24 protein-coding genes are annotated in these 26,334 nt (G+C 36.8%); 7 read left to right on the forward strand and 17 right to left on the reverse strand.

The features are described 5' to 3' along the window. Positions 1-6: 6 nt before the first annotated feature. The 4 genes from mrpD to mrpA all read right to left on the reverse strand — a co-directional run bounded on the left by mrpD (position 7) and on the right by mrpA (position 4,631). Positions 7-765, reverse strand: a complete 759-nt coding sequence (gene mrpD, locus GWI58_RS14935) for an MR/P fimbria assembly chaperone MrpD (RefSeq protein ID WP_004244924.1) — start codon at positions 763-765, stop codon at positions 7-9. A gap of 55 nt (positions 766-820) precedes the next feature. After that, the gene (gene mrpC, locus GWI58_RS14940) at positions 821-3,436 is read right to left on the reverse strand and encodes an MR/P fimbria usher protein MrpC (RefSeq protein WP_049197759.1); all 2,616 of its coding nucleotides are present in this window, start codon (positions 3,434-3,436) and stop codon (positions 821-823) included. A 22-nt stretch (positions 3,437-3,458) separates the two neighbouring features. After that, the gene (gene mrpB, locus GWI58_RS14945) at positions 3,459-4,007 is read right to left on the reverse strand and encodes an MR/P fimbria assembly terminator MrpB (protein WP_023843516.1); all 549 of its coding nucleotides are present in this window, start codon (positions 4,005-4,007) and stop codon (positions 3,459-3,461) included. 96 nt (positions 4,008-4,103) lie between these two features. Beyond that, positions 4,104-4,631, reverse strand: a complete 528-nt coding sequence (gene mrpA / locus GWI58_RS14950) for an MR/P fimbria major subunit MrpA (RefSeq protein ID WP_004247325.1) — start codon at positions 4,629-4,631, stop codon at positions 4,104-4,106. Positions 4,632-5,309: 678 nt separating this feature from the next. Between mrpA and mrpI the strand changes: the two genes are divergently transcribed. Continuing rightward, complete coding sequence (gene mrpI / locus GWI58_RS14955) at positions 5,310-5,876, forward strand: phase variation DNA invertase MrpI (protein ID WP_004247323.1); 567 nt, start codon at positions 5,310-5,312, stop codon at positions 5,874-5,876. 564 nt (positions 5,877-6,440) lie between these two features. Here mrpI and GWI58_RS14960 read toward each other — a convergent pair. From GWI58_RS14960 to GWI58_RS14995, 8 genes are all read right to left on the reverse strand, one after another. Then, positions 6,441-6,761, reverse strand: coding sequence for a helix-turn-helix domain-containing protein (locus GWI58_RS14960; RefSeq protein ID WP_004244929.1), 321 nt, complete (start codon positions 6,759-6,761; stop codon positions 6,441-6,443). Positions 6,762-6,781: 20 nt separating this feature from the next. Next, complete coding sequence (locus tag GWI58_RS14965; protein ID WP_094959610.1) at positions 6,782-7,630, reverse strand: MrpH family fimbial adhesin; 849 nt, start codon at positions 7,628-7,630, stop codon at positions 6,782-6,784. 18 nt (positions 7,631-7,648) lie between these two features. After that, entirely contained in the window at positions 7,649-8,185 is a 537-nt protein-coding gene (locus GWI58_RS14970; RefSeq protein WP_012367529.1) for a fimbrial protein, read from the reverse strand. Between the two features lie 10 nt (positions 8,186-8,195). After that, a complete protein-coding gene (locus tag GWI58_RS14975; RefSeq protein ID WP_004244936.1) occupies positions 8,196-8,714 on the reverse strand; it encodes a fimbrial protein in 519 nt (172 codons plus the stop codon). Between the two features lie 13 nt (positions 8,715-8,727). Further along, positions 8,728-9,282, reverse strand: coding sequence for a fimbrial protein (locus tag GWI58_RS14980; RefSeq protein ID WP_004244937.1), 555 nt, complete (start codon positions 9,280-9,282; stop codon positions 8,728-8,730). Positions 9,283-9,293: 11 nt separating this feature from the next. Next, entirely contained in the window at positions 9,294-10,052 is a 759-nt protein-coding gene (locus GWI58_RS14985) for a fimbria/pilus periplasmic chaperone (protein WP_004244938.1), read from the reverse strand. Positions 10,053-10,100: 48 nt separating this feature from the next. After that, the gene (locus GWI58_RS14990) at positions 10,101-12,728 is read right to left on the reverse strand and encodes an outer membrane usher protein (RefSeq protein ID WP_094959609.1); all 2,628 of its coding nucleotides are present in this window, start codon (positions 12,726-12,728) and stop codon (positions 10,101-10,103) included. 239 nt (positions 12,729-12,967) lie between these two features. Continuing rightward, positions 12,968-13,495, reverse strand: coding sequence for a fimbrial protein (locus GWI58_RS14995; protein WP_004244940.1), 528 nt, complete (start codon positions 13,493-13,495; stop codon positions 12,968-12,970). 1,247 nt (positions 13,496-14,742) lie between these two features. Between GWI58_RS14995 and rnz the strand changes: the two genes are divergently transcribed. Further along, positions 14,743-15,660, forward strand: a complete 918-nt coding sequence (gene rnz / locus GWI58_RS15000; protein ID WP_094959608.1) for a ribonuclease Z — start codon at positions 14,743-14,745, stop codon at positions 15,658-15,660. An 82-nt stretch (positions 15,661-15,742) separates the two neighbouring features. Here the strand turns inward: rnz and GWI58_RS15005 are convergent, their stop codons facing one another. Then, on the reverse strand, positions 15,743-16,417 hold the full coding sequence (locus tag GWI58_RS15005; protein WP_017628305.1) for a DUF421 domain-containing protein: 675 nt from the start codon (positions 16,415-16,417) through the stop codon (positions 15,743-15,745). 279 nt (positions 16,418-16,696) lie between these two features. Here GWI58_RS15005 and GWI58_RS15010 point away from each other — a divergent pair, with 279 nt between their 5' ends. Then, positions 16,697-17,332: a hypothetical protein gene (locus GWI58_RS15010; protein ID WP_237611712.1), complete on the forward strand. Its 636-nt coding sequence runs from the start codon at positions 16,697-16,699 to the stop codon at positions 17,330-17,332. A 368-nt stretch (positions 17,333-17,700) separates the two neighbouring features. Beyond that, positions 17,701-19,704 carry a choline BCCT transporter BetT gene (gene betT, locus GWI58_RS15015; protein ID WP_004244946.1) on the forward strand — a complete coding sequence of 668 codons (2,004 nt, stop codon included), beginning with the start codon at positions 17,701-17,703 and terminating at the stop codon, positions 19,702-19,704. Between the two features lie 70 nt (positions 19,705-19,774). Here betT and hpaR read toward each other — a convergent pair whose 3' ends face one another. Continuing rightward, the gene (hpaR, locus tag GWI58_RS15020) at positions 19,775-20,212 is read right to left on the reverse strand and encodes a homoprotocatechuate degradation operon regulator HpaR (RefSeq protein WP_004244947.1); all 438 of its coding nucleotides are present in this window, start codon (positions 20,210-20,212) and stop codon (positions 19,775-19,777) included. A 277-nt stretch (positions 20,213-20,489) separates the two neighbouring features. After that, a complete protein-coding gene (locus GWI58_RS15025) occupies positions 20,490-20,681 on the reverse strand; it encodes a hypothetical protein (RefSeq protein ID WP_004252455.1) in 192 nt (63 codons plus the stop codon). A gap of 107 nt (positions 20,682-20,788) precedes the next feature. On the opposite strand from GWI58_RS15025, the gene hpaC reads away from it, so the two are divergent. The 3 genes from hpaC (at position 20,789) to GWI58_RS15040 (ending at position 23,884) form a co-directional block, all read left to right on the forward strand. Beyond that, complete coding sequence (hpaC, locus tag GWI58_RS15030; protein WP_004247315.1) at positions 20,789-21,307, forward strand: 4-hydroxyphenylacetate 3-monooxygenase, reductase component; 519 nt, start codon at positions 20,789-20,791, stop codon at positions 21,305-21,307. Between the two features lie 623 nt (positions 21,308-21,930). Continuing rightward, complete coding sequence (dtpB, locus tag GWI58_RS15035) at positions 21,931-23,409, forward strand: dipeptide/tripeptide permease DtpB (RefSeq protein WP_004244950.1); 1,479 nt, start codon at positions 21,931-21,933, stop codon at positions 23,407-23,409. Between the two features lie 262 nt (positions 23,410-23,671). Further along, complete coding sequence (locus GWI58_RS15040; protein WP_004244951.1) at positions 23,672-23,884, forward strand: TM2 domain-containing protein; 213 nt, start codon at positions 23,672-23,674, stop codon at positions 23,882-23,884. Between the two features lie 90 nt (positions 23,885-23,974). On the opposite strand, the gene fbaA is transcribed toward GWI58_RS15040, so the two are convergent. Together fbaA and pgk are read right to left on the reverse strand one after the other, a co-directional pair. Then, the gene (fbaA, locus tag GWI58_RS15045; RefSeq protein WP_004244952.1) at positions 23,975-25,054 is read right to left on the reverse strand and encodes a class II fructose-bisphosphate aldolase; all 1,080 of its coding nucleotides are present in this window, start codon (positions 25,052-25,054) and stop codon (positions 23,975-23,977) included. 64 nt (positions 25,055-25,118) lie between these two features. Continuing rightward, on the reverse strand, positions 25,119-26,282 hold the full coding sequence (pgk, locus tag GWI58_RS15050) for a phosphoglycerate kinase (protein ID WP_161769315.1): 1,164 nt from the start codon (positions 26,280-26,282) through the stop codon (positions 25,119-25,121). Positions 26,283-26,334 lie beyond the last annotated feature (52 nt).

Raw genomic sequence — 26,334 nt, forward strand, 5'->3', positions numbered from 1 at the left:
ACCTATTTAGTTTCCAGCTGCCGTTTCTGTTACTTTGCATTGATTGCCACTACAGGTGAATTTCATCTGAGGGCGACCGCCATAATCATTGATGTAGCTCAATACCGGTGAAGCACCAAACATGGAAGCACTCAGATTTATCGTGCCGCTACTTTTAGGTGCGATCATTAATGGTTCAAAGCCATCCAAGCTTTTTCCTTTCAAACTGGTTAATCCATCGACTAATGTCACATAGTAAGGCGTTGGATTATTCACTTCGAAGCGATCACCTTTTTTAGTTAAAGTGATCTGCTCTTGCCAAGGATTGGTTAAATCCGTTTGCGAGGCATAGATTGATGCAGGACGATAAAATAATTTGATCCGCGTTTGTAATGCAATTTGCAGTACATTAGGCTTATTACTACGTGGTGGAATTTCACGTAGGTTAAAATAGAAAACACTTTCTCTATCTTGTGGTAATTTGGCTATATCAGGTAATGATTGCACCTTAATCTGACTTTTATCACCCGGTTCAATACGTTGGATCGGGGGTAAAACAATCAGTGGGCTTTCAATACGTTCGCCGTTTTCATTTTCCATCCAGCCTTGAGCAAGATAAGGCAAGTCCTTATTTTGATTGCTGACATTTAAACTAATCGATTTTTCGGCACCATTAAAAATGACACGAGTTCGATCTAGCGCAATGGCAGCAACAGCTTGATGAGTAAATGCCATTCCCATTAACAAAGTGGTTGCAACAATGCATGAGCGTTTTAATAACATCATCTTTAATTACTCTTTGTCTGAAGTTGTTTTTATCTTTATTTCCTGTTCCTTAACCTTAACGAGATAGAAACTTCGTTTTAGGTAAGGAGACTTCTCTTTGATTGAAAGTAGAGGTTGCTGTGCCATCATCACTACAGGTCAATAATAGTGATGAAATTTGCACATTCTCCACCAATGTTGGAATAAGTACTTTGCACTGCTCTTTACCACTCCAACGAACACTCAATACATCCCCGGTATTAATACCGGTTAGATAAACATTTCCACCATCATTAATGATGCCTAACTCACGCCCTTTTTCTGTTGTGACACTGGCGCCAAATGGTGGGAAGGTTCCATCTTTTAACCGAATAACCGCCATGGCTTTTTGCCCTTCGATAACATCAAATCGACGGTAACCAATCGCCCCTTCGGTTAGGGTTAATTGCTGAATTGAGCGTAATGCTTCGACATTTTCAGGTAATCGATTAAGATCGATACTCGCGCTACTACGGTAGTAATCATTAATATCTGGCAATACCGCTTTACCAAACATATTGGTATGGGAAATCGCACCAAAATTCTTCACGGGAATATTAGCGATACCGTCTGTATCAATAAGTAAGCGAGTACTACCTGTACGACTAACGCGGTGTAATGCTCCACCTTTCGGCGTAAGTGTGGCACCACCTTGTAGCGATAAAGTGGCAGAGGTATATTCACCATTGATATGACTTGCACTGGCGGTGACTAAGGCCGCATCAGCATAATGCATAAAATAAGCATCGGCTGAAGGTTTACCATTGCTACTTACCCCAGCGCCAACACGATAACTGCTATTGTCATCAATTCGATCGTAATAGCTGACATTATGAGAGTTACCGCTCTTATTAATGACAGTGTTGTAACTGATGGTCGCACGATCACCCCAAGGCATACTGACATTCATATAAACGCCATTATCATTGGTGCCATTAAATTTATTACGGAAAGCGGAGAGACTAAAATTGATATTTTTAAAACGACCAATATCCGCGCTTTTCGCTAACGATAAGTTGTAATTATCATTAGTTGGCTTATTCCAATATGTTTGGTGACTATAGTTTAAGTAAGTACTCAATCCCCAGTCAGGAAATTGCTTACTAAACATAATGGTATAAAGTTCTTTGTTATTATCAGCATTACCATCGCGATAGCGACGCTCTAAATACTGATCCATGGTCATAAAGTCGCGTTCTGAGAAGCGATAACCAGCAAAGGTGACTTGGCTATTAATAGCTTCAAAACGTTTTGAATAACTTAATCGATAAGAGCCACCGTTATAACGCTTATCATCACGTGGAATTTTTGCCCAAGAGTGAGTAGCATCAAAAGAGAGCGCACCAAAAGCCATCAAGTCACGGCCGATACCCGCAGACAAGGCGTTATAATCACCTGCAACAATTGATCCCCCATAAAGTGACCAACCGTTACTCACCCCCCATGAAAATTCACCCATACCAAAAACGGGGCCTTCGGTATTATGGTCAATATTAGAAGGTTTACCTGCCGAGAATTTATATTGCACTCGTCCTGGTCGAGTTAAATAAGGAATACTTGCCGTATCCATTTGAAACTCTTGTACAGAGCCATCTTGCTCTTCGACACGTACATCTAATTTACCGCTAACGGCATCATTAATATCTTGAATACGAAATGGTCCTGGAGCAACTTGCGTCTCGTAGATCACTCGACCCTGTTGGCTAATTGTCACTTTGGCATTGGTTTTTGCTACACCTGTGACTTCTGGCGCATATCCACGTAAATTCGGTGGCAACATATTGTCGTCAGTTGCGAGATGAACCCCGGTAAAACGGAAACTATCAAAAATATCGGAGCGCGAGTAAGTCTCTCCCATGACAAAGCGCGCTTCCCATTGAGGGATAGCTCTATAGAGATAGTATTGATTCCATTTCCAGCTGTTTTCTGTACTTTGAGGGATCCCTGTCGTATGTTGGTAGCTCGCTTGCCAATCAGCGCGAAAACGCCAAGCACCTAAGTTCGCCCCTAAAGTACCTAACCCCGTCACTTGCTGACGTTGTTTCCCTTTAGCAGGATCAGTCACATTGGCATTAACGTTATAATCAAAAAGTATCCCTGAAATACCGTCATCCCAACGAGAAGGCGGATCCCAGTTTGGTGCTGAATACTCCAAATAAGCTTGAGGTATCGTTAATAATAAATTACCACTACCTAAACTGGCATTTATTGTCATTCCGGGAATAGATGATGTATCAAGGCAAGTTTGATTATCGTTAAAACGAATTTTATCAAGCCACTCCGGTTTTAGCCCTAATTGACGAACTAATTCAGGAGGTAAGCAAGGTTCACTTCCTTTGGGATCATCTGCAGGTACAACGTAATTAATATTATAGATATCGGGAAGTTCATTATTATTTATACGAACAACAAATTCGTAGCGCCCTGGCATAATATAGCCAGCTCGAGAGAAATCAGATAAATCGATATTTTGTTTATCTTTAAGATCTAAAATATCAGCATTAAACTCAATATCGCTATTCGCTAAAGCTGAACTTGAAAGACTGGATGCCCCAGTAACAATTAAATAGATCAATATAGCAACAGGCCGAATAGCATGCTTTTTTCTCTTTTCTCGCTTCTCTAAACAAACGGTTTTGAATGATCTAACCATAAATTATCCAACCCTGATCCATTTAATAGTATTCCAGCTTAAAGCGCAGCGTCGTACGGTAATTCCCCGCTTTTGGCGTATCGTTGTTTTTGACTATTCGAGCTTGGTACAGCAATGCCATTGACTGCGAATCAATGCCAACGGGCGGTAGGGGTTGTCCTGGAATAGCTTGTCGACCATAACGATCCGCTATCGCTAATGAAGCACCTTTGGCTTCACCGGATAACTCAAAGTTGCCATTTCCATTAGAAGGACCATCGAACGTTGCGATAAAACGTGGATTATCCGCTTCTTGCCCTTTCTGGCTAATTAGCGTACAGTCCGTTAATCTGATAGAAAAATATTCAATCGGTCCTTGACCTTCAGTGACTAACGTTGGGATAGATACCGTCGTTAGCGGGATCACTTGATCACTACTTCCCGCTGATATTGCACATGACGGCTCTAATATGGTTCCTTGTAGATTGAGCCACCCAAATCGCTGATGCATGTTTTTATCTTGTTTTACATCACTGGCTATCGTTGGCGCAGTCACTAAACTGGCAACAAGGCATAGCAATAGTGGTGCCATCTTGCGATTCATATTTTTCTCCGTTAGTAAGAAAAATCATTAAAAGTAAAGACAGGAATAAAGCTCTGTACTTCCTTGTACAGAACTTATTTTTTCTTACTGATAAGTCAGTGCGAAAGTTGCGATTGCAGTAAAGTCACCTGGAACAGCAGCTTCAGATGCAGAACCTTGTAAATAAGCAGCAAAGTTCAGATCATTGTTACCATCACGCAGGTTTTGAGCAGCACTTGGGGTGCCTAATTTGATTTGTTTACCACCCGCATCGGTGATAACAACAGCTGCATTTTTAGCGATACCTTCAATGCCTAAAGAACCTTCTAAAACTTCAGTTGCTTCAGAACCAGTGAAAGTTGTTTGAACAGTTTTGTAAGTCTCTGTAGTACAATTTTCTAAAGAGATTTTAAAGTCACGAGAATTACTACGGCCACCATCTTTTAATGCAGCAGTAGAAATTTGACCTAGTGGAACTGTTTGATTTTCAGTATCAGGAGTAATTGAGCAAGGAGCATCAATGATTGAACCAACAAATTTAACAGTACCATGACCTTGATCTGCTGCTAAAGCAGAACCCGCAACAACAGATAAACCTAAACCAAGAACTAAAGCTAATTTATTTAATTTCATCTTTTTGTTTCCTGAAATATAAAGGATGAAGACATCTAAAATAATTAATTCATTTAGGATTGGATTATTCCTAATTGAATGGCTCATTTATTGAGCTCGGGAATTTTGGTATATTTAAGTCCACTTCAAACGCCACGAAATATCGTTAGAAACGAAACAAAATACACCAAATTGTTTAGTTAAAGATTTTCATCTTGCAAGTATGACTATTTAGATTTTTTCATCTTAAAATTTAGGAAAAAGATTATATAATTCTAAGTGCAAATACTATAGTTTGTTAAAAAAGTAAAAAAATTTATTTCAGTGTTTTGCACAAAGTAATAAATTATTTTGATTTTTTAAAAAATTGTTTAATATCAATATGTTAAATAATTAAGAATATATACCCAATAATATATTTGACTTAAGTTAGAAGCCGGAGAATAATAGTAAACAATTTGGTGTATTTTGATTGTTTCTCTAAATAGGTGTAAATATCACCTGCTATTCTCCTTTCTCTTACCTATCAATGGTTTTCGTTTTCTAAAAATTGGCAAACTTTCAATAAACTTGTTTAAAATTAACGAGTAAAAAAGAAAGTATAAAAAAAACACAACCCTTTATTGATGCATATTACTTGCTATAGTGATGCTGCAACTGACTTTTGTTGTTTATTATCTAATTGAAAAGGTTACGAAAATGAAGCAACGTAAATTTCTTACACGTTTTGAAGTGAACGCTATTTTAAAGCAAGCTAAGGAAGGTAGGTATCCCGAAAGAGATTACTGTATGTTTTTAATGTGTTTTTTACATGGTTTTCGTGTTAGCGAACTATGTAATTTAACATTAAGCGATATTGATCTAGAAAGTAGAATACTCTATGTCAGGCGTTTAAAAGGTGGGCTTTCAACAACACAACCTATTATTGATGAGGAATATGAAGCCTTATGCAACTGGTTGAAAAGTAGAGAAAACTGGAGAGAATCAGATTCTGAATGGGTATTTTTATCACAAAAAACGGGACCAATTTCCCGTCAACAAGTTTATGGGTTATTACGCCGTTTAGGTAAAAAAGCCAATGTTTCTATTAGTCCACACCCTCATATGTTACGCCACGCCTGTGGCTACGCACTGGCGGATTTAGGCAGAGATACACGTTTAATTCAAGACTATTTAGGCCATCGCAATATTTCCCATACGGTTATTTATACAGCAAGTAACTCAAAACGATTTATCAATATGTGGGAAACGCGAAACTCACAATAGTTCTTTATTAATAGATTACTTAAAAAGTTAATATCAATAATTGAGTACGTTTTATTTTACAATAAGAATATAGATATTTTTTTCTTTTTAATTCAAATTAGGATTTATATTAAAAATTATATCATTTAATATAAATAATCACGATAGTAATCTTAATAAAGAATTAATTAATGATACTTGATTTTAATAAACCCGGTCATATTTGGTGTACTAATTTTTTTTGAAATATAATCATTTTTATTCCAATAGACTCTATCTTAGAAGGTATCCATTTACCCACAGAAAAACATTAAAAAGATTTATCATTAATAATTTAACTTAGTATAAGAGATATATTCAAAATACAATTAATTCTGATTTTTTCGTCTCTTTCTACACATTTATAATGCTCATAAAGCAATCACTACCCATCTAAGCTCGCTTAGGGATAGTGATTGCAAGCCTAATGAGTGCAACATAACTCGACAGTCAATATCGCTATAGCGATCATTAAGGGAAAACATCCCCTTAGCCTGACCTAAATAGGTTGCTTATTTAAGGACTTTTTCTTGTAAGAGGTAAAGGTTAATACAGAAATGCGTCTAGTGCTTTTTTGGCTAAAAGATTGCTTCGTCGACTTAGCGGTTTGCCACTTTTGACCGACGTTGAAGTAATACAGTCCTCAAAAAACCAGTAAATGGGTGTGTTTAAGAACTTAGCTAATAGCACCAGATAAGTAAGATCTATTTTGTTTAACCCTCGCTCATAGCGTGAGAATTGTTGTTGGCTAACCCCTAGTTTTGCCGCCAATTGGCTACCTGTGTAACCTAACTCTTTACGCCTTTTTTGTATGCGCTTACCTACCAGTGCATTGACATCAATATTTGCACGACGATATTTCACCATGATATTTCAACCTTTTATTATTATGGTAACGTTAGAATCAACGCGCCAGAGCCAGAAAAGTACCCTGGAGCAACATGTCCATTGGTTCTCAATTTAGAACTCACTTGTATAGAAACCATTTTGCCTTTAGCGACAAAGATAGCCTCTCCCTCTTCGCCAGATTTATCATTAATATATAAATCAGCATATAAGCTATTGTCATTACGTAGTGGGACTTGACGATTATTCATTCCTGTTGCAACAACCTGTAAAGAGGCATCACGATTACACGTCACATTCACAGTTTGAGAACGAACCGCATTGTCTAATTCATTTTCCCCCACATTGCCGTAATCCAACTCAACAGAATGGGCTAACACATCACAATGCCCAACAGGAGGGGGAGCAATTGCACAAATAGAACCCGGTAATAAATAGCCATCTTCAGCAAAACCATAAGCATTTGGCTGATAAAATATACCAACGCACTCTTGTATGGTTGATGTATCAACATATCGATGAATGGCAACTCCTGGGCCATAAGGGAATCCTCCTAATTCTTTCATAACAGCAATACGTAGATCTTCCATTCTTCGATATTTATGCCCATCACTTAAAATAGTTCTGGTCGCTGAACCTCCAGACTGGTTAGGCTGATGACGATGGTTTATGGTTATATAACAAGGTTTTTTTTTATAACAAGGATTTAAAGCCGTTGGTGGCTCGGGATCCCAACGTTGGATAATAAAAGTGTAATCAGCCCCTGTCCCCTCATTACCCACAGGTTTTGATTCTGTAATATAAGAAAAAATAGCGGCTATAGAGGAAGCTGGATATATCAACATGCTAGTAAATAAGTAAAAGATTAATTGGCGCTTAGGTATAAGCATATAAACCTCAAGTCAACATTAGTCATAATTTAAATGGAATGTAGCAATGGCGCTAAAAGGCCCCCGTTTTATTGATTGATTAGCAATTGCAGTAGGTTCTGCTTGTATAAAAGCACTAAACCTCAATGTGTTATTAGTTGAAAGTAAAGCCATATTTTTCGATGGCTGATTAATGGGTAAGAGGACTCCATCGCTATCTTCTAGACCAATAGCAATACCAGAGGCTCGACTTATTGGACTCAATGCTAGAAAACCTTTCCCTGCCATCGCCTTATTTTCATCACCTTTAAATGTGATGGAAACTTTGTTATTCATGGAGAGATCGCACTCCGATAGATGGATCTCAAATTGCTGGCTTTTAGTTCTTTCTACTCCATTGTAAAAAGCACTATCAGTCACTTTATCCAGCGTGATGACAATAATTTCATCACCGGGTTTTATTACACATGGCTCATCAATTAACTCACCATGAAAACGCATATTAGGATCAGCATTAGCCATAGCTATCACAGTGGCAAAGATTGCAGTACTCAGAGATAATCTTTGTAATATCATCCCGATACTCCTATTGATATTCAGCAAGTAGCGTTGCTGTTGCCTCAAATGCACCTTTTGTTAAGGTACTTCCTGATTTTTTTACAGGCACAGCTAAAATAATCGGCGGTTTATCAGAGGTAATAACAAACCGTTTATTTAAAATAAATGGCTCACTATCTATCGTGAGATGTACGGCTAAATCCGTTATATTGGTTTGTAAAGCAGCCGCATCAAATTGGCTTGCAGAGCCGATAATGGATAAACCTAATGCCCAACCTTTTGCATTTTCTTCACACTGCAACGTGTAATTGACGGTCTTTGTATAATTAATGCCATCGATGCGACTCGTTCCCAGTTGGTGACCAAAATTAACATCAATCATGTCATTGTTTTGGATCACACAAGGAGGGGGAATAAATAGTGTGCCAAATAACCTCAAATTATTTTCGCTGTTAGTGATTGTCGCCTTATTTGCCGTCTCATCAGCCATTAATGAAAATGATGAAAGTAACGTTATGAAAAAGAATATCCTCTGTTTATTAAACATTCCCGTTATCTCCTCACTGATATTCCATGCGCAATGTCGCTGTGGTAGAAAAGTCTCCTCCCACAAGAAGAGTAGAAAAATCACGCACAGGCACCGCTTCCAATACAGGGAAATCGGGATAAGTAAAATTAATTGCCTGCCCTAACTTAAGTGGTTTATTTTGATACAAAATACGTATACCTAATCCGGTAATATTGGTCATTAATGCATTGGCATCAAAAAAAGTACCATTCCCCTCGACAGAAAGTTTTAGTGTATTAATGGGCATTTGTTCACAACTTGGATGATAATCAACCAGACGTTTGTAATTTAAGCCATCAACTCGTGTACTTAGCACATCACCGAAATTCACTTCTACCGTTTTGCCCTCATTGATCATGCAAGGAGGGTGAGCGATAACGTACCCTTTTATATTGATAGGGATCGGATAAATAGGTGTAATAGGAGAATTTTGTGATAGTCCCGTACTTGACAAAACCGGTGTCACAGCAGTTACATTTGTTGTGATAAAAAAGCTCAATAGTACCAATATTGATACAAGACTATTTTTATTAATCTGCTGTTTCATAAATATACCTATTAATTTCCTTGGTCTGTTTCTATCACCTTACATTCACGACTATCGCAGCTAAATTTCAATCTTGGACGACCACCGTAATCATTGATGTAACTTAATACCGGAGAAGCCCCCAGCGTAGAAACCGTTAAATTGAGTTTTTCCTGCCCTCGAGGCGCTACCATGATAGGGGTAAATCCTTCTAAGCTTTTCCCTTTCAGATCCGTTAGACCATCAACAATAGTGATATAATAGGGTGTGGGATTATGCACAACATAACTCTCCCCCTGCTTTGTTAAGGTAATTTTTTCCTGCCATGGATTACTTAAATCAGTTTGGGTGGCATAAATAGATTTTGGTCGATAGAACAATTTTATCCGCGTTTGTAGTGCAATTTGTAATACGTTGGGTTTATCACTACGTGGAGGGATCTCACGTAAATTAAAATAAAAAACACTCTCTCTATCTTGAGGTAGTTGTGCAATATCAGGTAATGATTGCACTTTCACTTGGCTCTTATTCCCAGGTTCAATACGCTGAATAGGAGGTAATACAATAAGAGGTGTTTCTATTTTTTCTCCTTGCTCGTTCTCTAGCCAACCTTGAGCTAAATAAGGTAATTCTTTGTTTTGATTACTTATACTCAGACTTACTGATTTATCAGCACCATTAAAAATAATACGTGTACGATCTAAAGCGATTGTCGCACCAACTTGCGACGTAAACACCATTCCAGTTAATAAGGTGGTAGTTACCATAAATAAATGTTTAGATGCCATCATCTTTAATTACTCTTCTCTCTATCAATCAATTATTGTTATTACTTAGCGTTATTTACTAAGAAATGAATGTTGAGGTAATGCTTGCGTTTTATCTGTTTCTAGGAATGATGTTGAAATAGTCGGCTTTCTTTGAAAGCAAGTTAAAAGCAGTGATGTGATCAGTTGTGTATCCGCCAATTTAGGAATGGATAATTGGCATTGGTTTTTACCATCCCAATGTACATATAAGACATCGCCTGAATTAATACCGCTTAAATAAACCTTTCCACCGTCGTTAAAAACACCTAATTCTCGACCATTAAGCGTTGTTACTGTCGCTGCAAATGGCGGAACGCCTCCTTCAGCCAACTGTACTGTTGCCATCGCTTTGTGTCCGGCAATCACATCAAATTGACGATAGCCAATAGCGCCTTCAGTCAAAGTTAATTGATGAATAGAACGTAGTGCTTCAACATTGTCTGGTAGCTGTTTAAGATCGATAGAAGCACTGCCTCGATAATAGTGATTAATATCGGGGATCACCGCCTTGCCAAAAATATTGGTATGAGATATGGCACTAAGACTTTTTACCGGGACATCGGAAACACCTTGAGTATCAATTAACAAACGGGTTGCCCCCGGCATATTGCTACGGTGAAAATCCCCGCCTTTAGTGGTTAATGTTGCCCCACCTTGGAAAGATAAAGATGCCGAAGTATAGTCGCCGTTAATATGACTGGCTGAAGCCGTTACTAAAGCAACATCACCATAATGTGTAAAGAAACCATCAGCCGATGGTTTACCTCGACTACTAACTCCTGCACTTAGACGATAATTATTGTTATCATCAATGCGATCGAAATAGCTGACATTATGTGAGTTACCTTCTTTATTTATGACCGAGTTATAACTTATCGTTGCTCTATCACGCCAAGGCAAATTAATGTTGAAATACACGCCGTTGTCATGATTGCCATTAAAACGATTACGATAAGCGGATAAGCTAATGTTAATGTTTTTAAACTTCCCGATAGCGAGATACTTTGATAAAGAGAAGTTGTAATAGTCGTTATTCGGTCTATCCCAATACCTTTGATGGTTATAATTTATATAGGCACTAAGTCCCCATTGAGGAAATTGTTTACTCAGTGTAAGGGTATAAAGCTCTTTATTATTTTCTTGTGCGCCATAGCGATAACGCCTATCTAAATATTGATCCATACTCATAAAATGACGATCAGAGAATCGATAGCCTGCAAAAGTGATTTGCCCATCTATAGATTCAAAACGCTTTGAATAGCTAATTCGATATGAACTGCCATGATAGTGTTTATTCTCATTAGCGAAGGTTGCCCATGAATGAGTCGTATCAAAAGAGATAGCACCTAACATCATTAGATCTCGTCCAAAACCTAGCGAGGCCGAGTTATAATCCTTAGAAACTAAAGTGCCACCAAAAAGAGACCAACCATTATTCACTCCCCAAGAAAACTCTCCCATTGCAAAAATAGGCCCTTCAGTTTTATGATCTAATCGAGAAGGCTTACCCGCAGATACTTTATATTGAAGGCGTCCCGGTCTTGTAAGATAAGGAATATTGGCTGTATCAATTTGGTATTCTTGTATTGTTCCGTCCTGCTCTTCAATACGAACATCCAAGCGTCCACTTACCGCATCATGCAGATCTTGAATACGAAATGGCCCAGGCGCGATTTGTGTCTCATAGATAATCCGTCCTTGTTGACTCACGGTGACTTTTGCATTCGTTTTTGCAACTCCTGTGATCTCTGGAGCATAACCTCGTAAATTAGGGGGTAACATTTGCTCATCCGTAAGTAAACTTATTCCCGTAAAACGGAAATTATCTAATAGGTTTGAACGTAAGTAAGTCTCCCCCATGACTAAACGGGTGCCCCATTTCGTTATCGCTCGATAAAGATAGAATTGATCCCAATTCCAGTGATTTTCTGTGCTATGCAATACACCTGTAGTGTGCTCATAACTTGCTTGCCAATCTGCCCGAAAACGCCAAACACCTAAATTTGCCCCCGCCGTACCATTTGCGGTGATCTGCTGTTTCTGCTTGCCATCACTAGGCGCTCTGACATTGGCATTAACGTTATAATCAAACAATAATCCAGCAATACCTTCGTCCCAAAAAGAAGGCGACTCCCAATTCGGTGATGAATATTCTAGATAAGCTTGAGGAAGAGTAATAAAAAAAACCCCACTACCTAAATCTGTCCTCAGGCTCATACCTGGTAACGATGCCTCATTAAGGCAATTACCCTTATCTTTCCAAGTTAACTTTTTTAACCATTCTGGTCTGAGTGCAAACTGCTTAACTAATATAGGTGAGATACAAGGTTCGCTTGCCTTGGGATCATCTTTGGGCACAATATAGTCAACACGATAAGTTCCACTTAATTCATTGTTATTAATATTAATAATTAACTCATACTTGCCAGGAGTAATATATCCCGCTCGGGAAAAGCTTGATAAATCAATATTTCCTCGATCTTTTAAGTCAAGAATATCTGAGTTAAATTCAATATCTTTGCTAACAGCAAATGAATCGCTGGCAATACTTGCCATCCCTATAATCACGAAATAGATCAGTGTGGTAGCAGAACGACCTCTGCACTGCTTACTTTTATGTTTAACATTTAAATCAATCGTCTTGAATAATTTAGCCATAAGTAAACCTAACTAATCCATTTAGTGATATTCGAGCCCAAAACAGTCAATTATCAGTAATGCCCCTACGGATGAAATATCACTATGTTTGATAATCCTTTTGTATTTATAAAAAGAGCGCGTTTTACTATTACTCACCATCGATATCTAGCGCGATGACAAAAGTGTCCTAACGATAAGAAAGCTCATCAATTAACAAAGCCTTGTATATCCTTATACAAAGCTTTATTTGACGACTATTATTGATAAGATAAAGCAAAAGTGGCTATTGCTGTAAAATCACCAGGAATAGCAGCTTTTGAGGAAGAACCTTGTAAATAAGCGGCAAAATTTAAGTCATTGTTACCGTCATTCAATGTTTGGGCGGCACTTGCTTGACCTAATTTGATTTGTTCACCACCTGCATTGGTGATAACAACAGCTGCATTTTTGGCGATCCCTTCAATACCTAAAGCCCCCTCTAAAACATCAGGAGCTTCAGCACCGGTAAAGGTTGTTTTGACTGTTTTATATGTCTCAGTAGAACACTGTAATAATTTGATTTTAAACATTTTTGATGCACTACGGCCACCGTCTTTCAGTGCGCTAGATGACACTTGACCTAATGGAATACGTTGAGCACCTGAATCAGGATCGATAGAACAAGGAGCATCAATAATTGAACCATAGAATTCAACAGTACCATGCCCTTGATCTGCCGCTAATGCAGAGCCCGCAATGATAGATAAGCCTAACCCTAAAACTAAATGCAGTTTTTTTAATTTCATTTTGTTTTCCTAAAATATAAAAGTTAAATAAAGTATAAAAGCAACAACATTCAATTAAGAAAAATAATCCCATACAGGCGATACACTTCTCTTTTATGAATAAGATACGCAATGAATTTGGTATATCTTGATATATTGTAAAAATTAATCTCTATAATTAATCATCAATACATAAAATAAATAATAATTAACAACCGAAATTAGATAACGCTCATATCAAGTTGGGTTTATTATTCTCTGCCACTTTATTTAAGTCAAACCTGATAAATTTAATTAAATATATATTTATTAATACACTGATATTAATTGAATTTTTTTTCATCTTACGCAAATTATAATTACCCCCAAAATAAGTAATTAGATAAAAAAACCAAAAATAGCATCATAAAAAGAATATTTATAGAGTTTTAAATAAAAAACACTTAGATATAAAGTGTAAAAAATTGAAGGAAACATATTTTTATAAATAGAAATAAATTTTATTATTTTAATATTATAACAAAAAAACAAATAACCATAAATTTACATATAAGTACAAAAAAGATACAATATTATAACTTTTATTGTTCAATAACGATGATTTTTCAGAATAAAGAACCAACAAATTATTTTTAATGGAATTTAAAACTAAAAGGTTATTTTGAAATATTGCGGTTAAATTTAACAGCATGAAAAACAAGAAATTAATTAGAAAATTGAAAGCATTAACTTGCTAAGAAATAGACATAATAAAATTAAATAATGCTGTAACCAAATAATAAAAAAGAACTATATAGAAATTAAACCTTCATAATGGAATATTTTCTGATTAGACAGAATTAATATCATTACATTATATTAACAAAACAACTTTTTAAGATAAAAATTAAAAACTAAAATTGTAAAAAAAACACAAAAAGTATTTCAATTTGTAAGATATGTTTATTTTTTATTTACTCAAAAAATCATAATTTAAATTTTACTTTTTTTATTTTTTCAATAAGAACTTTAAACTTTATTAAAAAAAAGAAACAAATTAAGAATATGCCCCATTCATTCTATTTGTATAAAAACAGATACATTTAAATCGTTAATCAGAGAAATTTAATTTTAGTAAATAAAGTATATTATCTTTTATTCACACTATTATTCATATCAACTTTAATAAGAAGATTATCTTAATCACTGTTGCAGAATTTTATTTAGTTTAGATACCATTACGATTAAGATGAATGTTAAAAATTCACCATGGAGATCAGGATTTCATTATGGAACTTACCTTTTTAGGCACTAATGCAGGCGTACCTTCTAAAGATCGCAACGTCACCAGTATGGTACTTGATTTACAAAATAAACAAAAAAGTCTGTGGATGTTCGATTGTGGAGAGGCGACCCAGCATCAGATCTTACATAGCCATGTAAAGCTATCACGCATTAATAAGATTTTTATTACCCATTTACATGGTGATCATATTTTTGGTTTACCCGGACTACTCTGTAGCCGTTCAATGGGGGGCACAGAAAACCCGTTAACCATTTATGGGCCTACAGGCATTAAGGCATTTATAGAAACAGCCCTTACATTAAGCCAATCTTATCTCACTTACCCTTTAGATATTATTGAAATAGAACAAGATGGTTTTCTTTTTGAAGAAGAAGGTATACGTGTAAATTGTGGCGCATTATCACATCCTGTCCCCTGCTTTGGTTATCGTCTAGAAGAAGACAATAAACCAGGTAAACTCAATGCTGACAAGCTAGAGGCAGAGAATATCCCTAGAGGCCCTTGGTATAAATTATTAAAACAAGGGAAAACCGTTACACTACCTGATGGACGGATCATAGATGGAAAAGATTATCTAAGCACAGAGATCAAAGGCCGTTGTATTGTGATTTTTGGCGATACACAACCAACGCCTAATGCAGTTAAACTCGCTGAGAATGCCGATGTTATTGTCCATGAAGCAACCTTTAAACATGACATGGCTGATAAAGCCAATAGTCGTGGACATTCAAGTACCATACAGGCAGCTGAGTTAGCCAAAAAGGCGAATGCTAAGCGACTAATCATTACCCATATCAGTAGTCGCTATTCACCTAAAGAAACCCCCGAGCTATTAGCGGAATGTCATACTGTATTTGATAATACACAAATCGCCAGTGATTTTGAGACATTCAAACTTTAACTAATACCAAATCAAAATAGAGCAACGATAGCGACTCTTGAGATAGTATTAATCGTTGCTTTTATTTTTTCACAGGATATTGCTACTCAGCAGTCGGAATGAAATCGTGTTTGATCTTACCGTCTTGCAAAATAAAATTGACTTTACCATCCCAAAATTCGGCTAAAAAAACATCTTCTGGGTTATCTATATGTTGTTTTTTCATCTCTTCGTTTAACCAATTTTCATCTCGTTCTATCTGCTCAAGTTCAGAAGCTCTGATCACTCCGTCTTTCATAATAATGATAGAGGGCATTTTAGCACCATCACACACCACCGTTATTTGTCCATCAGGTTCAATTTGAGCATAATTAACTTCTTGAAAAGAATGAATTCCTTGGGCATGTAACCTAGAGGTGATATTAAGAATATCAATCTTATTTTTCTTCTCAGTAATGTTTTCCATAATAAATCTTCCCTTTTTAATAATCGGGATCGGATTTCCTATCGCTACTGCTCGGAAAAAATTAAATTTTTTACTGATATAATTGAGAAAAGAAATAAAAAATACACCTATCAAAAAGACAATAACATATTGGTAAAGCGGGATTGCATCTGTGTAAATAACCCCTCCCATAATCCCCCCTAAAACAAAATTACCAATAAAATCAATGGGAGTTAGTTGAGAGAGTTGTGTCTTCCCTGAAATATTCATATGAGCCAAAATTATTGTAAAACCAATAATAAACTTGATAACCACAAGCAGATAATATTCCATTTCTTAAGCACCTTTGCAAAACGATTCACACTGTAATTATAAAGCATAAAACATACCATTGAGAGAAATCTGACAGATATTAACCTTACAAATCTAATATATTTGACTAGTGGTAATCACTTAATATACTTAACCTTGTTGATTTTCAGACTCTCACTATACTTATTTTATTGGGAGTTAAGATAATATATAAAATATCAACTCAATAACCTCTCGCTTTTAATACTAGTTATGCGAGATATCATCGATATGTTTTGGATACATTCTCTGGAGAGAAACATGAACAAAAAATTACTGGCATCTTTAATTCTAGCAGGTCTTGTTACCATTACAGCAGGTTGTGATGATTCATCGAAAAAAGTGGATGAAGGTATTGATAAAGCAAAAGAGACAGCAACCCAAGTAAATGAAACGGCTCAAGACAAAGCAAAAGAATTAACAGATCAAGCTAAAGAAAAAGCGGCTGATTTAAAAGAGAGTGCATCAGCGACAGCTGACGAATTAAAACAAGATGCGGCCAAGCTAAAAGAGCAAGCTGAAGATAAAGCTGCAGAGCTTAAAGCACAAGCCGATCAAAAAACCGATGCATTAAAAGAGAGCATTGCACAAAAAACAGATGAACTAAAAGATTCTGCAAGTGCAAAAGCAGATGAAATCAAACAAAGTTTAAATAATGAAAGTGACAAACTGGCTAGTAAAGCAGAAGAAGTGAAACAAAACGCTAATACCACTGCAGATAACTTAAAACAAAATGCTAGCGACAAAGCAGCGCAACTAAAAGAAGATGCGGCTAAAACCAGTGATGATGTAAAACAGCAAGCGCAAGATACTAAAGATAAAGCGCTTGATAAAGCCGATGAGCTCACCGATCAAGCAAAGCAAAAAATTGATTCTCTAAAGGCTGATAATAAATAATTTCATTTCAGAAATTTTGATGTTGAAAAAGCCAGTAATATTTTACTGGCTTTTTTTGTGCAAAAAACAAACAGGAGTTGATCGATTAAGCAAAAAATGTAACCATACTATCCTTTTTTCAACAGGAGAAACCTATTAAAGCGTCAAGACGCTGACTAAAAACATATGATAATGAATTGATTTAATTGTAATTTTCTTCACCTTACGGAAAAATATAATTTATTTCCGTTCTTTTATAAAGCTTCAAGATCATCTGATGTTTTATTCAAATTTTCTTACAAACTTTTCTTTCCTAGCGATACCACTAACATGCTAGATTGCAATATCGAAAAGTCTTGTCTAAGAAAAATAACAAAAATAGGTTAACTATGAGCCAACAAAATGAAATCACACCAAAAAAAATTAGGATGAAAATTAATCCTCCCGTATTTTACACCTCCGCAATACTTATTATGCTCGTCGTAGGGTTTTCAGCGCTATTTCCTGAACTCGCTAATGACAAGCTAGGGCACCTTCAGGAAAACCTTTTCACCAACGCGAGCTGGTTTTATATTTTAGCCGTAGCATTGGTTTTGCTGAGTGTGACTTATTTAGGGCTATCGCGCTTTGGCGAAATAAAATTAGGCCCGGATCATGCTCGTCCACATTTTAGCTATTTTGCTTGGTTCGCGATGCTGTTTTCAGCAGGTATGGGTATTGGGCTGATGTTCTTTGGTGTCGCAGAACCCGTTATGCACTATTTAATGCCGCCCACAGGGGATGCGCAGACGATTGAAGCCGCCAAAGAAGCTATGCGTTTGACTTTCTTCCACTGGGGCTTACATGCTTGGGCTATTTACGCCATCGTAGCATTAATTCTGGCGTTTTTTAGCTATCGTCATGGTTTGCCATTAACGTTACGTTCCGCCCTTTATCCTATCATTGGCGACCGTATTTATGGCCCTATTGGGCATGCGGTAGATATTTTTGCTGTGATGGGCACCGTATTTGGTGTCGCAACTTCACTGGGTTTTGGTGTTCTACAAGTTAATGCCGGTTTAAACCATCTATTCGATATTCCAATTAATCCAACCGTGCAAGTGGTTTTAATTGTTGTTATCACCGGGCTTGCTACTATTTCGGTTGTCTCTGGATTAGAAAAAGGTATCCGTTTTTTATCCGAGCTTAACCTTGGTTTAGCCGTTATTCTTCTTTTATTAGTCATTATTCTTGGCCCTACTGTATTGATTTTAAAATCGTTTGTTGAAAATACAGGGGGCTATTTATCAGAAATAGTGAGTAAAACGTTTAATCTTTATGCCTACGAGCCAAAATCAAGTGATTGGTTAGGTGGATGGACACTGCTTTATTGGGGCTGGTGGTTATCGTGGTCGCCTTTTGTCGGTATGTTTATTGCACGGATCTCCCGTGGTCGTACTATTCGTGAGTTTGTTGTCGGCGTACTCTTTGTTCCAGCTGGCTTTACCTTACTTTGGATGACTGTCTTTGGTAATACCGCTATCTATTTAATTAAAGATAAAGGTGCTGAAGTTCTTGCGAATATAGTACAACAAGATGTGTCATTAGCACTGTTTGAATTCTTAAATTATTTTCCATTCTCATCAGTGCTTTCCTTTGTCGCAATGCTGATGGTCATTGTCTTTTTTGTCACCTCAGCAGACTCCGGTGCAATGGTGGTTGATACCCTAGCATCAGGAGGAGATTCAGAAACCCCTGTATGGCAACGTATCTTCTGGGCTGCATTAATGGGTATTTCAGCCATTACCTTGTTATTGGCAGGAGGTTTATCAGCATTACAAACTGTCACCATTGCCAGTGCGTTACCATTTGCCATCGTGCTATTGGCATCAATTTATGGATTAATTAAGGCATTGCGAGTGGATGTTTATAAGCGAGATAGCCAACAGATGACGACTATCGCCCCACCGGCTAGCCGTAATCCTATTCCTTGGCAACGTCGATTAAGAAATATTGCTTATTTTCCTAAACGTTCACATGTAAAACGTTTTATGGAAGAAGTCGTTAATCCTTCCATGGAAATGGTGTCGGCAGAATTAAGCAAACAAGGTATTCAATGCTATATCCATGACGAAGAAGAAGATCGCATCGGCTTTGAAGTGGACTTAGGTGAGGATATGAACTTCTTTTATGAAGTACGATTACGATTCTATACTCAACCCGCTTTCGCGCTAGCAGGCTTAACGGATGAAGAAAAAGATGAAGAGCATAAATACTATCGCGCTGAAATTCATCTCAAAGAAGGTGGGCAAGATTACGATGTCATGGGCTGGACAAAAGAACAAATTATTCATGACATTCTCGATCAGTATGAAAAACATATTCACTTCTTACACGTATTAGGTAAAAGGTAATTTCACCTATTACATAAAAACAAAAGAGATGATGGTATAACATCATCTCTTTTTTCTTGGTGCACACATGTTATTTTTCAGTTGAATGACTATTTTCTGGATTTAACGCTATCAGTTCTTTCAGTAAGATAGACAAATGTTGCAGTTTTTCTGTAGAAAACTTTTGTTCGAGTAATTGGTACCCTTCTTCTATCTTAGGCTGGATTTTATCATATAAATTTTGCCCATTGGTTGATAGAGAAACGAATAATTTACGTTGATCACTCACTGGTTTTAATCGACAAATTAGCTCATCTCTTTCCATTCTAATCAAAATACCTGTCAAACTTGGACGCAGGATACAGGTTTTTTGTGCTAATTCGTGAAAATCGATAGAGCGCTTATCAGCAAGAACTCGGATGATCCGCCACTGCTGCTCTGTCAGATTATGCTCTTTAAGAACGGGGCGAAAAAATCCCATCGCAGATTCCCGTGCTTGCAATAGCGCGATTGTTAATGACTCATGCATAATCAGAAGCTCTTTATTGATAGATAAATTGATGAAAAATCACTCAATCTAGCCGGTGAAAATTATAACTCGTTATAGTTATAAATGAATAATATTCTAAGAATAGACTTTTTATTACAATTAATCATATTAACAAATAAATAAACTTGACTCAATTTCTAACATTTTAGGCTATTTTAGCAATTGATGACCTTAGTACTTTTCTCAGACAAAACCGCGTAATATCCCCAAAAAATAACAGGATAATATGTGTCATTTCGTGTTATTTATCAGCAAACTAGGCTAAACCACCTGATTTACCTATCGCTTTTCTTGACTTATTAGGAATAATAACAACCAGCGATAAGGTTGTCTCACGACTTTTTGAGATAAAGTTAACAGGTTGTAACAAAGAAAGATTGATCTCTTGGCTAATGCGAGGTAGCGTTACGGCTTTAAATTCACACAGCAAAGAAATCAGCAAGATCATTACAACTTTGTGAAGCGGCACTAGTTAGATAAATTCTGATTTTCTAACTAATGGTTATTTTAAGTGAAGACGCCCACAGATGAGAAGTCTGGCAGTAGGAGTAAAAAATGTCTGATGAAAAACAGGCTAACCCACTTTTTCGGGATGCAATGGCAAGCTTAGGTGCTGCCGTTAATATTGTCGCAACTAATGGTGATGCAGGATGCTGTGGTTTAACAGCAACAGCAGTATGTTCAGTTACCGATACTCCACCGACAGTGATGATTTGCATCAATAGTAAAAGCCAAATGAATAGTACGTTTCAAGAAAATGGCAAATTAAGTATCAATATTTTAAATCATGAACAAGAAGAGATGGCTTGCCATTTTGCCGGTATGACAGGTCTGGCAATGGCTGATCGCTTTACCCAACCAGGATGGCAATATGGCGCATTGCAGCAACCGATATTAACCAATGCACTCGCTAGCCTAGAAGGTGATATTTACGATGTACGCCAAGTAGGTACTCACTTTGTTTATATGGCAGAGATAAAAAATATTGCGGTTCGAGAAGATGGCGATGGCTTAATTTATTTTAAGCGTCGCTTCCATCCCGTTAAACATAAATTAGTCACAACCACCGCTTAATTAGCTAATATTAAAAACAAAAACGCACTTTATTATTTTGAAGAGGGTATCAATTTAAATCCTTCATTATTAATAAAGGCGTTTTTATTACCTTTGTTAAATTTTAAATAATTACCCGCACTTCATGCATATTTATTTCATTTTATCCTAAAATAGAGCTATCAGCGTTTTATTAAATTATTTTTAACATCTGTTTGTTATAAAAGAAATTATTAAAATTATAAGAAAACTTTTTCTTTAGAAAATCAATTAGTCACGATATAAATAACCCTTTCACTCTATTTTTATGCTTATATTTTATCAGCTTTATTAAGCTTAAAATATAAACAAAATAGGCTCTTTTTGGTGATTATTTATACCAAAGATCAATTAAATCGCTTTAATTGAAAATAAATTAATGACTATTTTTTTCAATCTGGTATTAATCTTACTAACAGTGTGATCAACCTTTGAGAAGTCATTCTATCAATATATTAGTCTACCGGACTTACTGATCACCATCTTAAATTTGCAAACATCACTCTAAATACAACAGATAATGTTATCAGGGTGTAACATTCATCGTGAATTTGAGTAAATAGCATCGTTGTTGAAAATAAATAATAATTAGGGGCATTAAAGATATGGATAAACCCGCTAAAGTCGGTTTATTACAACAGCCTAAACCATTCTTTATGATTTTCTTTGTGGAATTATGGGAACGTTTTGGTTACTACGGCGTACAAGGTATTCTTGCCGTTTATTTTGTTAGTAAACTCGGATTCTCTCAAGAACAAGCTTTTATTACTTTTGGTGCATTCTCCGCATTAGTTTATGGGCTTATTTCTATTGGTGGTTATGTTGGTGACCATCTATTAGGCACCAAACGAACCATTGTTTTAGGGGCTATCGTATTGGCTATCGGTTATTTTATGACCGGCATGTCAATTATGTATCCTAATTTAATCTTTTATGCTTTAGCCACTATCGCAGTAGGTAACGGTTTATTTAAAGCAAACCCAGCAAGCCTATTAGCTAAATGCTATAAACCTAAAGATCCCCGTCTTGATGGTGCATTTACACTATTTTATATGTCGATTAATGTTGGTTCATTAATCTCCTTATCTATTGCCCCCGTTCTTGCCGATCGCTACGGCTATGCGCTGACTTATAATATTTGTGGTATCGGCTTAATAATGGCCATATTGGTCTATTTTTTCTGCCGTAAAATGGTCGTGAATATTGGTTCTGAGCCAGATCACCTGCCAATGAATTTCAACAAACTACTATTAGTTATTGCAGGCTCTGTCGCTATGGTCTTTATTTGTGCATGGTTGTTGCACAATGTGATGATTGCTAACATCGTTTTAATCAGCTTGTCTATTGTTGTGGTTATCATTTATTTTCGTGAAGCCTTTAAACAAAAAGACAGAGTGGCACGTAATAAAATGTATGTTGCATTTGTTCTGATGTTAGAAGCTGTTATTTTCTATATTCTCTATGCTCAGATGCCAACCTCACTTAACTTCTTTGCTATCCATAATGTTCACCATACCCTGTTAGGCTTTGATATTAACCCGGTGAGTTTCCAAGCATTAAATCCATTTTGGATCATTATTGCCAGCCCTATCTTAGCAATGGCTTATAGCCATTTTGGCGCGAAAGGCAAAGATTTATCCATGCCGGCAAAATTTACCACAGGTATGCTTTTATGCTCATTAGGCTTCCTAACCGCTGCCGCTTCAGGTATGTGGTTTGCTGATGCTCAAGGTTTAACATCACCTTGGTTTGTTGTACTGATTTATCTCTTCCAAAGTCTAGGGGAATTGATGATCAGTGCATTAGGCTTAGCGATGATTGCCGCTTTCGTACCGCAATATATGATGGGCTTTATTTTAGGTATGTGGTTCTTAACACAAGCGACGGCTTACCTGTTAGGAGGCCATGTAGCAACCTTTACCGCCCCACCTGAAGGTATTACCGATCCACTACAAACACTGCCTATTTATACTGATGTGTTTGGCAAAATCGGTATCGTTACCTTAGTGGTTGGTTTGATTATGTGGGCAACAGTACCTTTACTAAACCGCATGATGAAAGAAGAGAGTAAAATGATTAAGTAAATAAGCAAACACCTTTGCTTATCACAGACAAAGCGCCTAGAAAGGCGCTTTTTTTATCTCTTATAAAAATGCTTAGCGATTAAATCTTCTACAACCTTAATCTTTTATTATTTATGATTAGTGATCTTCTCTTTTTTTCTTTTTTCTGGTTTTAATCTATCTTATAAATAGTACCTTTAATTGAAACTGACAATATTTAGCATTGTCTAATAATCAATATTCATGATTAAAAACCAATGATTGGTAATAGGAGCAGATATTAATGAATGATAAAAATAAGCTAGCAGCCGCATTATTAGCTATTTTTCTTGGTGGGCTAGGAATACATAAATTCTATCTTCGTAAAGTAGGAATGGGGATTTTATATCTCATTTTTTGCTGGACGGGGATACCCGCTATTATCGGTTTTATTGAAGGAATTTATTATCTGTGTATTTCAGACCAAACCTTTAATGACAAATATAACCGAAACTAAATAGCCCAATACCATCGTACCTAGTGCTAACAACCAACAAAAAACCCGCATACTAAGCGGGTTTTTTAGGTGTATTACAATAAAACTGTATTACAGAACATCAATCGCATTTAGCTCTTTAAATGCTTGCTCTAAACGAACAACCATTGATGTTTGACCATGACGTAACCAGTTACGTGGATCATAGTATTTCTTGTTAGGTTTATCAGCGCCTTCTGGATTACCTAATTGGCTTTGTAAATAGCCTTCGTTCTTTTTGTAGAACTGTAAGATACCGTCCCAAGTTGCCCATTGAGTATCGGTATCGATATTCATTTTAACAACACCGTAGCTTACAGCTTCTTTGATTTCTTCTGCAGATGAACCAGAACCACCGTGGAAAACAAAGTTTAAGCTATTGTGTGGCAGATTGTATTTCTCTGACACATAGTCTTGTGAGTTACGAAGAATTTTTGGTGTTAATTGAACGTTTCCTGGTTTATAAACGCCGTGAACATTACCAAATGATGCAGCGATAGTGAAACGTGGGCTGATAGCATTTAGTTTTTCATAAGCGTAAGCAACGTCTTCTGGTTGGGTATATAGCGCCGAGCTATCCATACCTGTGTTATCAACGCCATCTTCTTCACCACCAGTACAGCCTAATTCGATTTCTAAAGTCATATCGATTTTAGCCATACGCGCTAAATATTTAGAACAAATTTCAATATTTTCTTCTAATGACTCTTCTGATAAATCAATCATATGAGAAGAGAATAGTGGTTTACCTGTTTTCGCATAGTGTTTTTCACCTGCATCTAACAGACCATCAATCCAAGGTAACAGTTTTTTCGCACAGTGGTCAGTGTGCAAAATAACAGGAACACCATAGTATTCTGCCATTTGGTGTACATGGTGAGCACCAGAAATAGCACCTAGGATAGCCGCTTGTTGTGGCGCTTCAGCTTTAAGACCTTTACCTGCGATAAATGCAGCACCACCATTAGAGAATTGAACAATAACAGGAGAACGCACTTTCGCAGCTGCTTCTAATACAGCATTAATTGAGTCTGTACCTACGCAGTTAACTGCAGGCAGAGCAAAATTATTTTCTTTTGCTACTGCAAATACTTTTTGTACATCATCACCAGTGATGACACCCGGTTTTACGAAATCAAAAACTTTAGACATGTAATAAGATCCTATATTTGGAACAGGCAGAGTTTTACACTCTACCTGTATGAGCGTGACTTAATTACTGTTTAGCGCGTTCTTCCAGCATAGCAACCGCAGGAAGTTTTTTACCTTCTACGAATTCTAAGAAAGCACCACCACCGGTTGAAATGTAAGAGATTTTATCTGCGATATCAAATAAATCGATAGCCGCTAATGTATCACCACCGCCAGCGATAGAGAAAGCATCACTATCAGCAATCGCTTTAGCAATCACTTCAGTACCTTTACGGAAGTTAGGGAATTCAAAGACACCCACAGGGCCATTCCACAGAATGGTTTTTGCGTTTTTCAGGATTTCAGCTAAACGTTCAGCAGTCACATCACCGATATCTAATACTTGTTCATCATCTTTGATGTCATTTGCTGATTTCAGTACAGCTGGCGCTGTTTCTGAAAATTCTGTCGCAACACGGACATCTGTTGGTACTGGAATATCGCATTTTTCCATTAATTTTTTCGCATCGTCAACAAGGTCTGCTTCATATAATGAACGACCTACAGAATGACCTTCTGCTGCGATAAAGGTGTTAGCAATACCACCACCAACGATTAATTGGTCAGCAATTTTTGATAATGAATCTAAAACTGTTAATTTAGTAGATACTTTAGAGCCACCAACGATAGCCACCATTGGACGCTCTGGTTTATCTAATGCTTTGCCTAATGCTTCAAGCTCTGCTGATAACAGAGGACCCGCGCAAGCGATATCCGCAAACTTAGCAACACCGTGTGTTGACGCTTGAGCACGGTGAGCCGTACCGAATGCATCCATGACAAAGACATCACATAATACAGCATATTGCTTAGACAGCGTTTCGTCGTCTTTCTTTTCGCCTTTATTAAAACGAACGTTTTCAAGTACAACTAATTCACCTGCATTAACATCAACACCGTTTAAATAGTCTTTTGCTAGGCTAACGGGTGCAGATAATTTCTCTTTCAGATAGTCAACAACTGGTTTTAAAGAGAACTCTTCGTTGTACTCACCTTCAGTAGGACGGCCTAAGTGTGAAGTTACCATAACTTTAGCGCCTTGTTTTAAAGCCGCTTCAATAGTCGGTAATGAAGCACGAATACGTGCATCTGAAGTTACTTTTCCATCTTTCACTGGAACGTTCAGGTCAGCACGAATTAGTACTCGTTTACCGGCCAGGTCTAAATCGGTCATCTTAATTACAGACATGATGAATCCTCTCATTGATTCTCTAAAATTTAGTAATCTTCTGTTCAGTACC

This window comes from Proteus sp. G2674, assembly GCF_009915195.1.
Lineage (GTDB): Bacteria > Pseudomonadota > Gammaproteobacteria > Enterobacterales > Enterobacteriaceae > Proteus > Proteus mirabilis.

What these genes read in the sequence shown, in the direction of transcription:
- mrpD (WP_004244924.1), bottom strand. Translation starts at nt 765, where the DNA reads ATGATGTTATTAAAACGCTCATGCATTGTTGCAACCACTTTGTTAATG.
- mrpC (WP_049197759.1), bottom strand. Translation starts at nt 3,436, where the DNA reads ATGGTTAGATCATTCAAAACCGTTTGTTTAGAGAAGCGAGAAAAGAGA.
- mrpB (WP_023843516.1), bottom strand. Translation starts at nt 4,007, where the DNA reads ATGGCACCACTATTGCTATGCCTTGTTGCCAGTTTAGTGACTGCGCCA.
- mrpA (WP_004247325.1), bottom strand. Translation starts at nt 4,631, where the DNA reads ATGAAATTAAATAAATTAGCTTTAGTTCTTGGTTTAGGTTTATCTGTT.
- mrpI (WP_004247323.1), top strand. Translation starts at nt 5,310, where the DNA reads ATGAAGCAACGTAAATTTCTTACACGTTTTGAAGTGAACGCTATTTTA.
- GWI58_RS14960 (WP_004244929.1), bottom strand. Translation starts at nt 6,761, where the DNA reads ATGGTGAAATATCGTCGTGCAAATATTGATGTCAATGCACTGGTAGGT.
- GWI58_RS14965 (WP_094959610.1), bottom strand. Translation starts at nt 7,630, where the DNA reads ATGCTTATACCTAAGCGCCAATTAATCTTTTACTTATTTACTAGCATG.
- GWI58_RS14970 (WP_012367529.1), bottom strand. Translation starts at nt 8,185, where the DNA reads ATGATATTACAAAGATTATCTCTGAGTACTGCAATCTTTGCCACTGTG.
- GWI58_RS14975 (WP_004244936.1), bottom strand. Translation starts at nt 8,714, where the DNA reads ATGTTTAATAAACAGAGGATATTCTTTTTCATAACGTTACTTTCATCA.
- GWI58_RS14980 (WP_004244937.1), bottom strand. Translation starts at nt 9,282, where the DNA reads ATGAAACAGCAGATTAATAAAAATAGTCTTGTATCAATATTGGTACTA.
- GWI58_RS14985 (WP_004244938.1), bottom strand. Translation starts at nt 10,052, where the DNA reads ATGATGGCATCTAAACATTTATTTATGGTAACTACCACCTTATTAACT.
- GWI58_RS14990 (WP_094959609.1), bottom strand. Translation starts at nt 12,728, where the DNA reads ATGGCTAAATTATTCAAGACGATTGATTTAAATGTTAAACATAAAAGT.
- GWI58_RS14995 (WP_004244940.1), bottom strand. Translation starts at nt 13,495, where the DNA reads ATGAAATTAAAAAAACTGCATTTAGTTTTAGGGTTAGGCTTATCTATC.
- rnz (WP_094959608.1), top strand. Translation starts at nt 14,743, where the DNA reads ATGGAACTTACCTTTTTAGGCACTAATGCAGGCGTACCTTCTAAAGAT.
- GWI58_RS15005 (WP_017628305.1), bottom strand. Translation starts at nt 16,417, where the DNA reads ATGGAATATTATCTGCTTGTGGTTATCAAGTTTATTATTGGTTTTACA.
- GWI58_RS15010 (WP_237611712.1), top strand. Translation starts at nt 16,697, where the DNA reads ATGAACAAAAAATTACTGGCATCTTTAATTCTAGCAGGTCTTGTTACC.
- betT (WP_004244946.1), top strand. Translation starts at nt 17,701, where the DNA reads ATGAGCCAACAAAATGAAATCACACCAAAAAAAATTAGGATGAAAATT.
- hpaR (WP_004244947.1), bottom strand. Translation starts at nt 20,212, where the DNA reads ATGCATGAGTCATTAACAATCGCGCTATTGCAAGCACGGGAATCTGCG.
- GWI58_RS15025 (WP_004252455.1), bottom strand. Translation starts at nt 20,681, where the DNA reads ATGATCTTGCTGATTTCTTTGCTGTGTGAATTTAAAGCCGTAACGCTA.
- hpaC (WP_004247315.1), top strand. Translation starts at nt 20,789, where the DNA reads ATGTCTGATGAAAAACAGGCTAACCCACTTTTTCGGGATGCAATGGCA.
- dtpB (WP_004244950.1), top strand. Translation starts at nt 21,931, where the DNA reads ATGGATAAACCCGCTAAAGTCGGTTTATTACAACAGCCTAAACCATTC.
- GWI58_RS15040 (WP_004244951.1), top strand. Translation starts at nt 23,672, where the DNA reads ATGAATGATAAAAATAAGCTAGCAGCCGCATTATTAGCTATTTTTCTT.
- fbaA (WP_004244952.1), bottom strand. Translation starts at nt 25,054, where the DNA reads ATGTCTAAAGTTTTTGATTTCGTAAAACCGGGTGTCATCACTGGTGAT.
- pgk (WP_161769315.1), bottom strand. Translation starts at nt 26,282, where the DNA reads ATGTCTGTAATTAAGATGACCGATTTAGACCTGGCCGGTAAACGAGTA.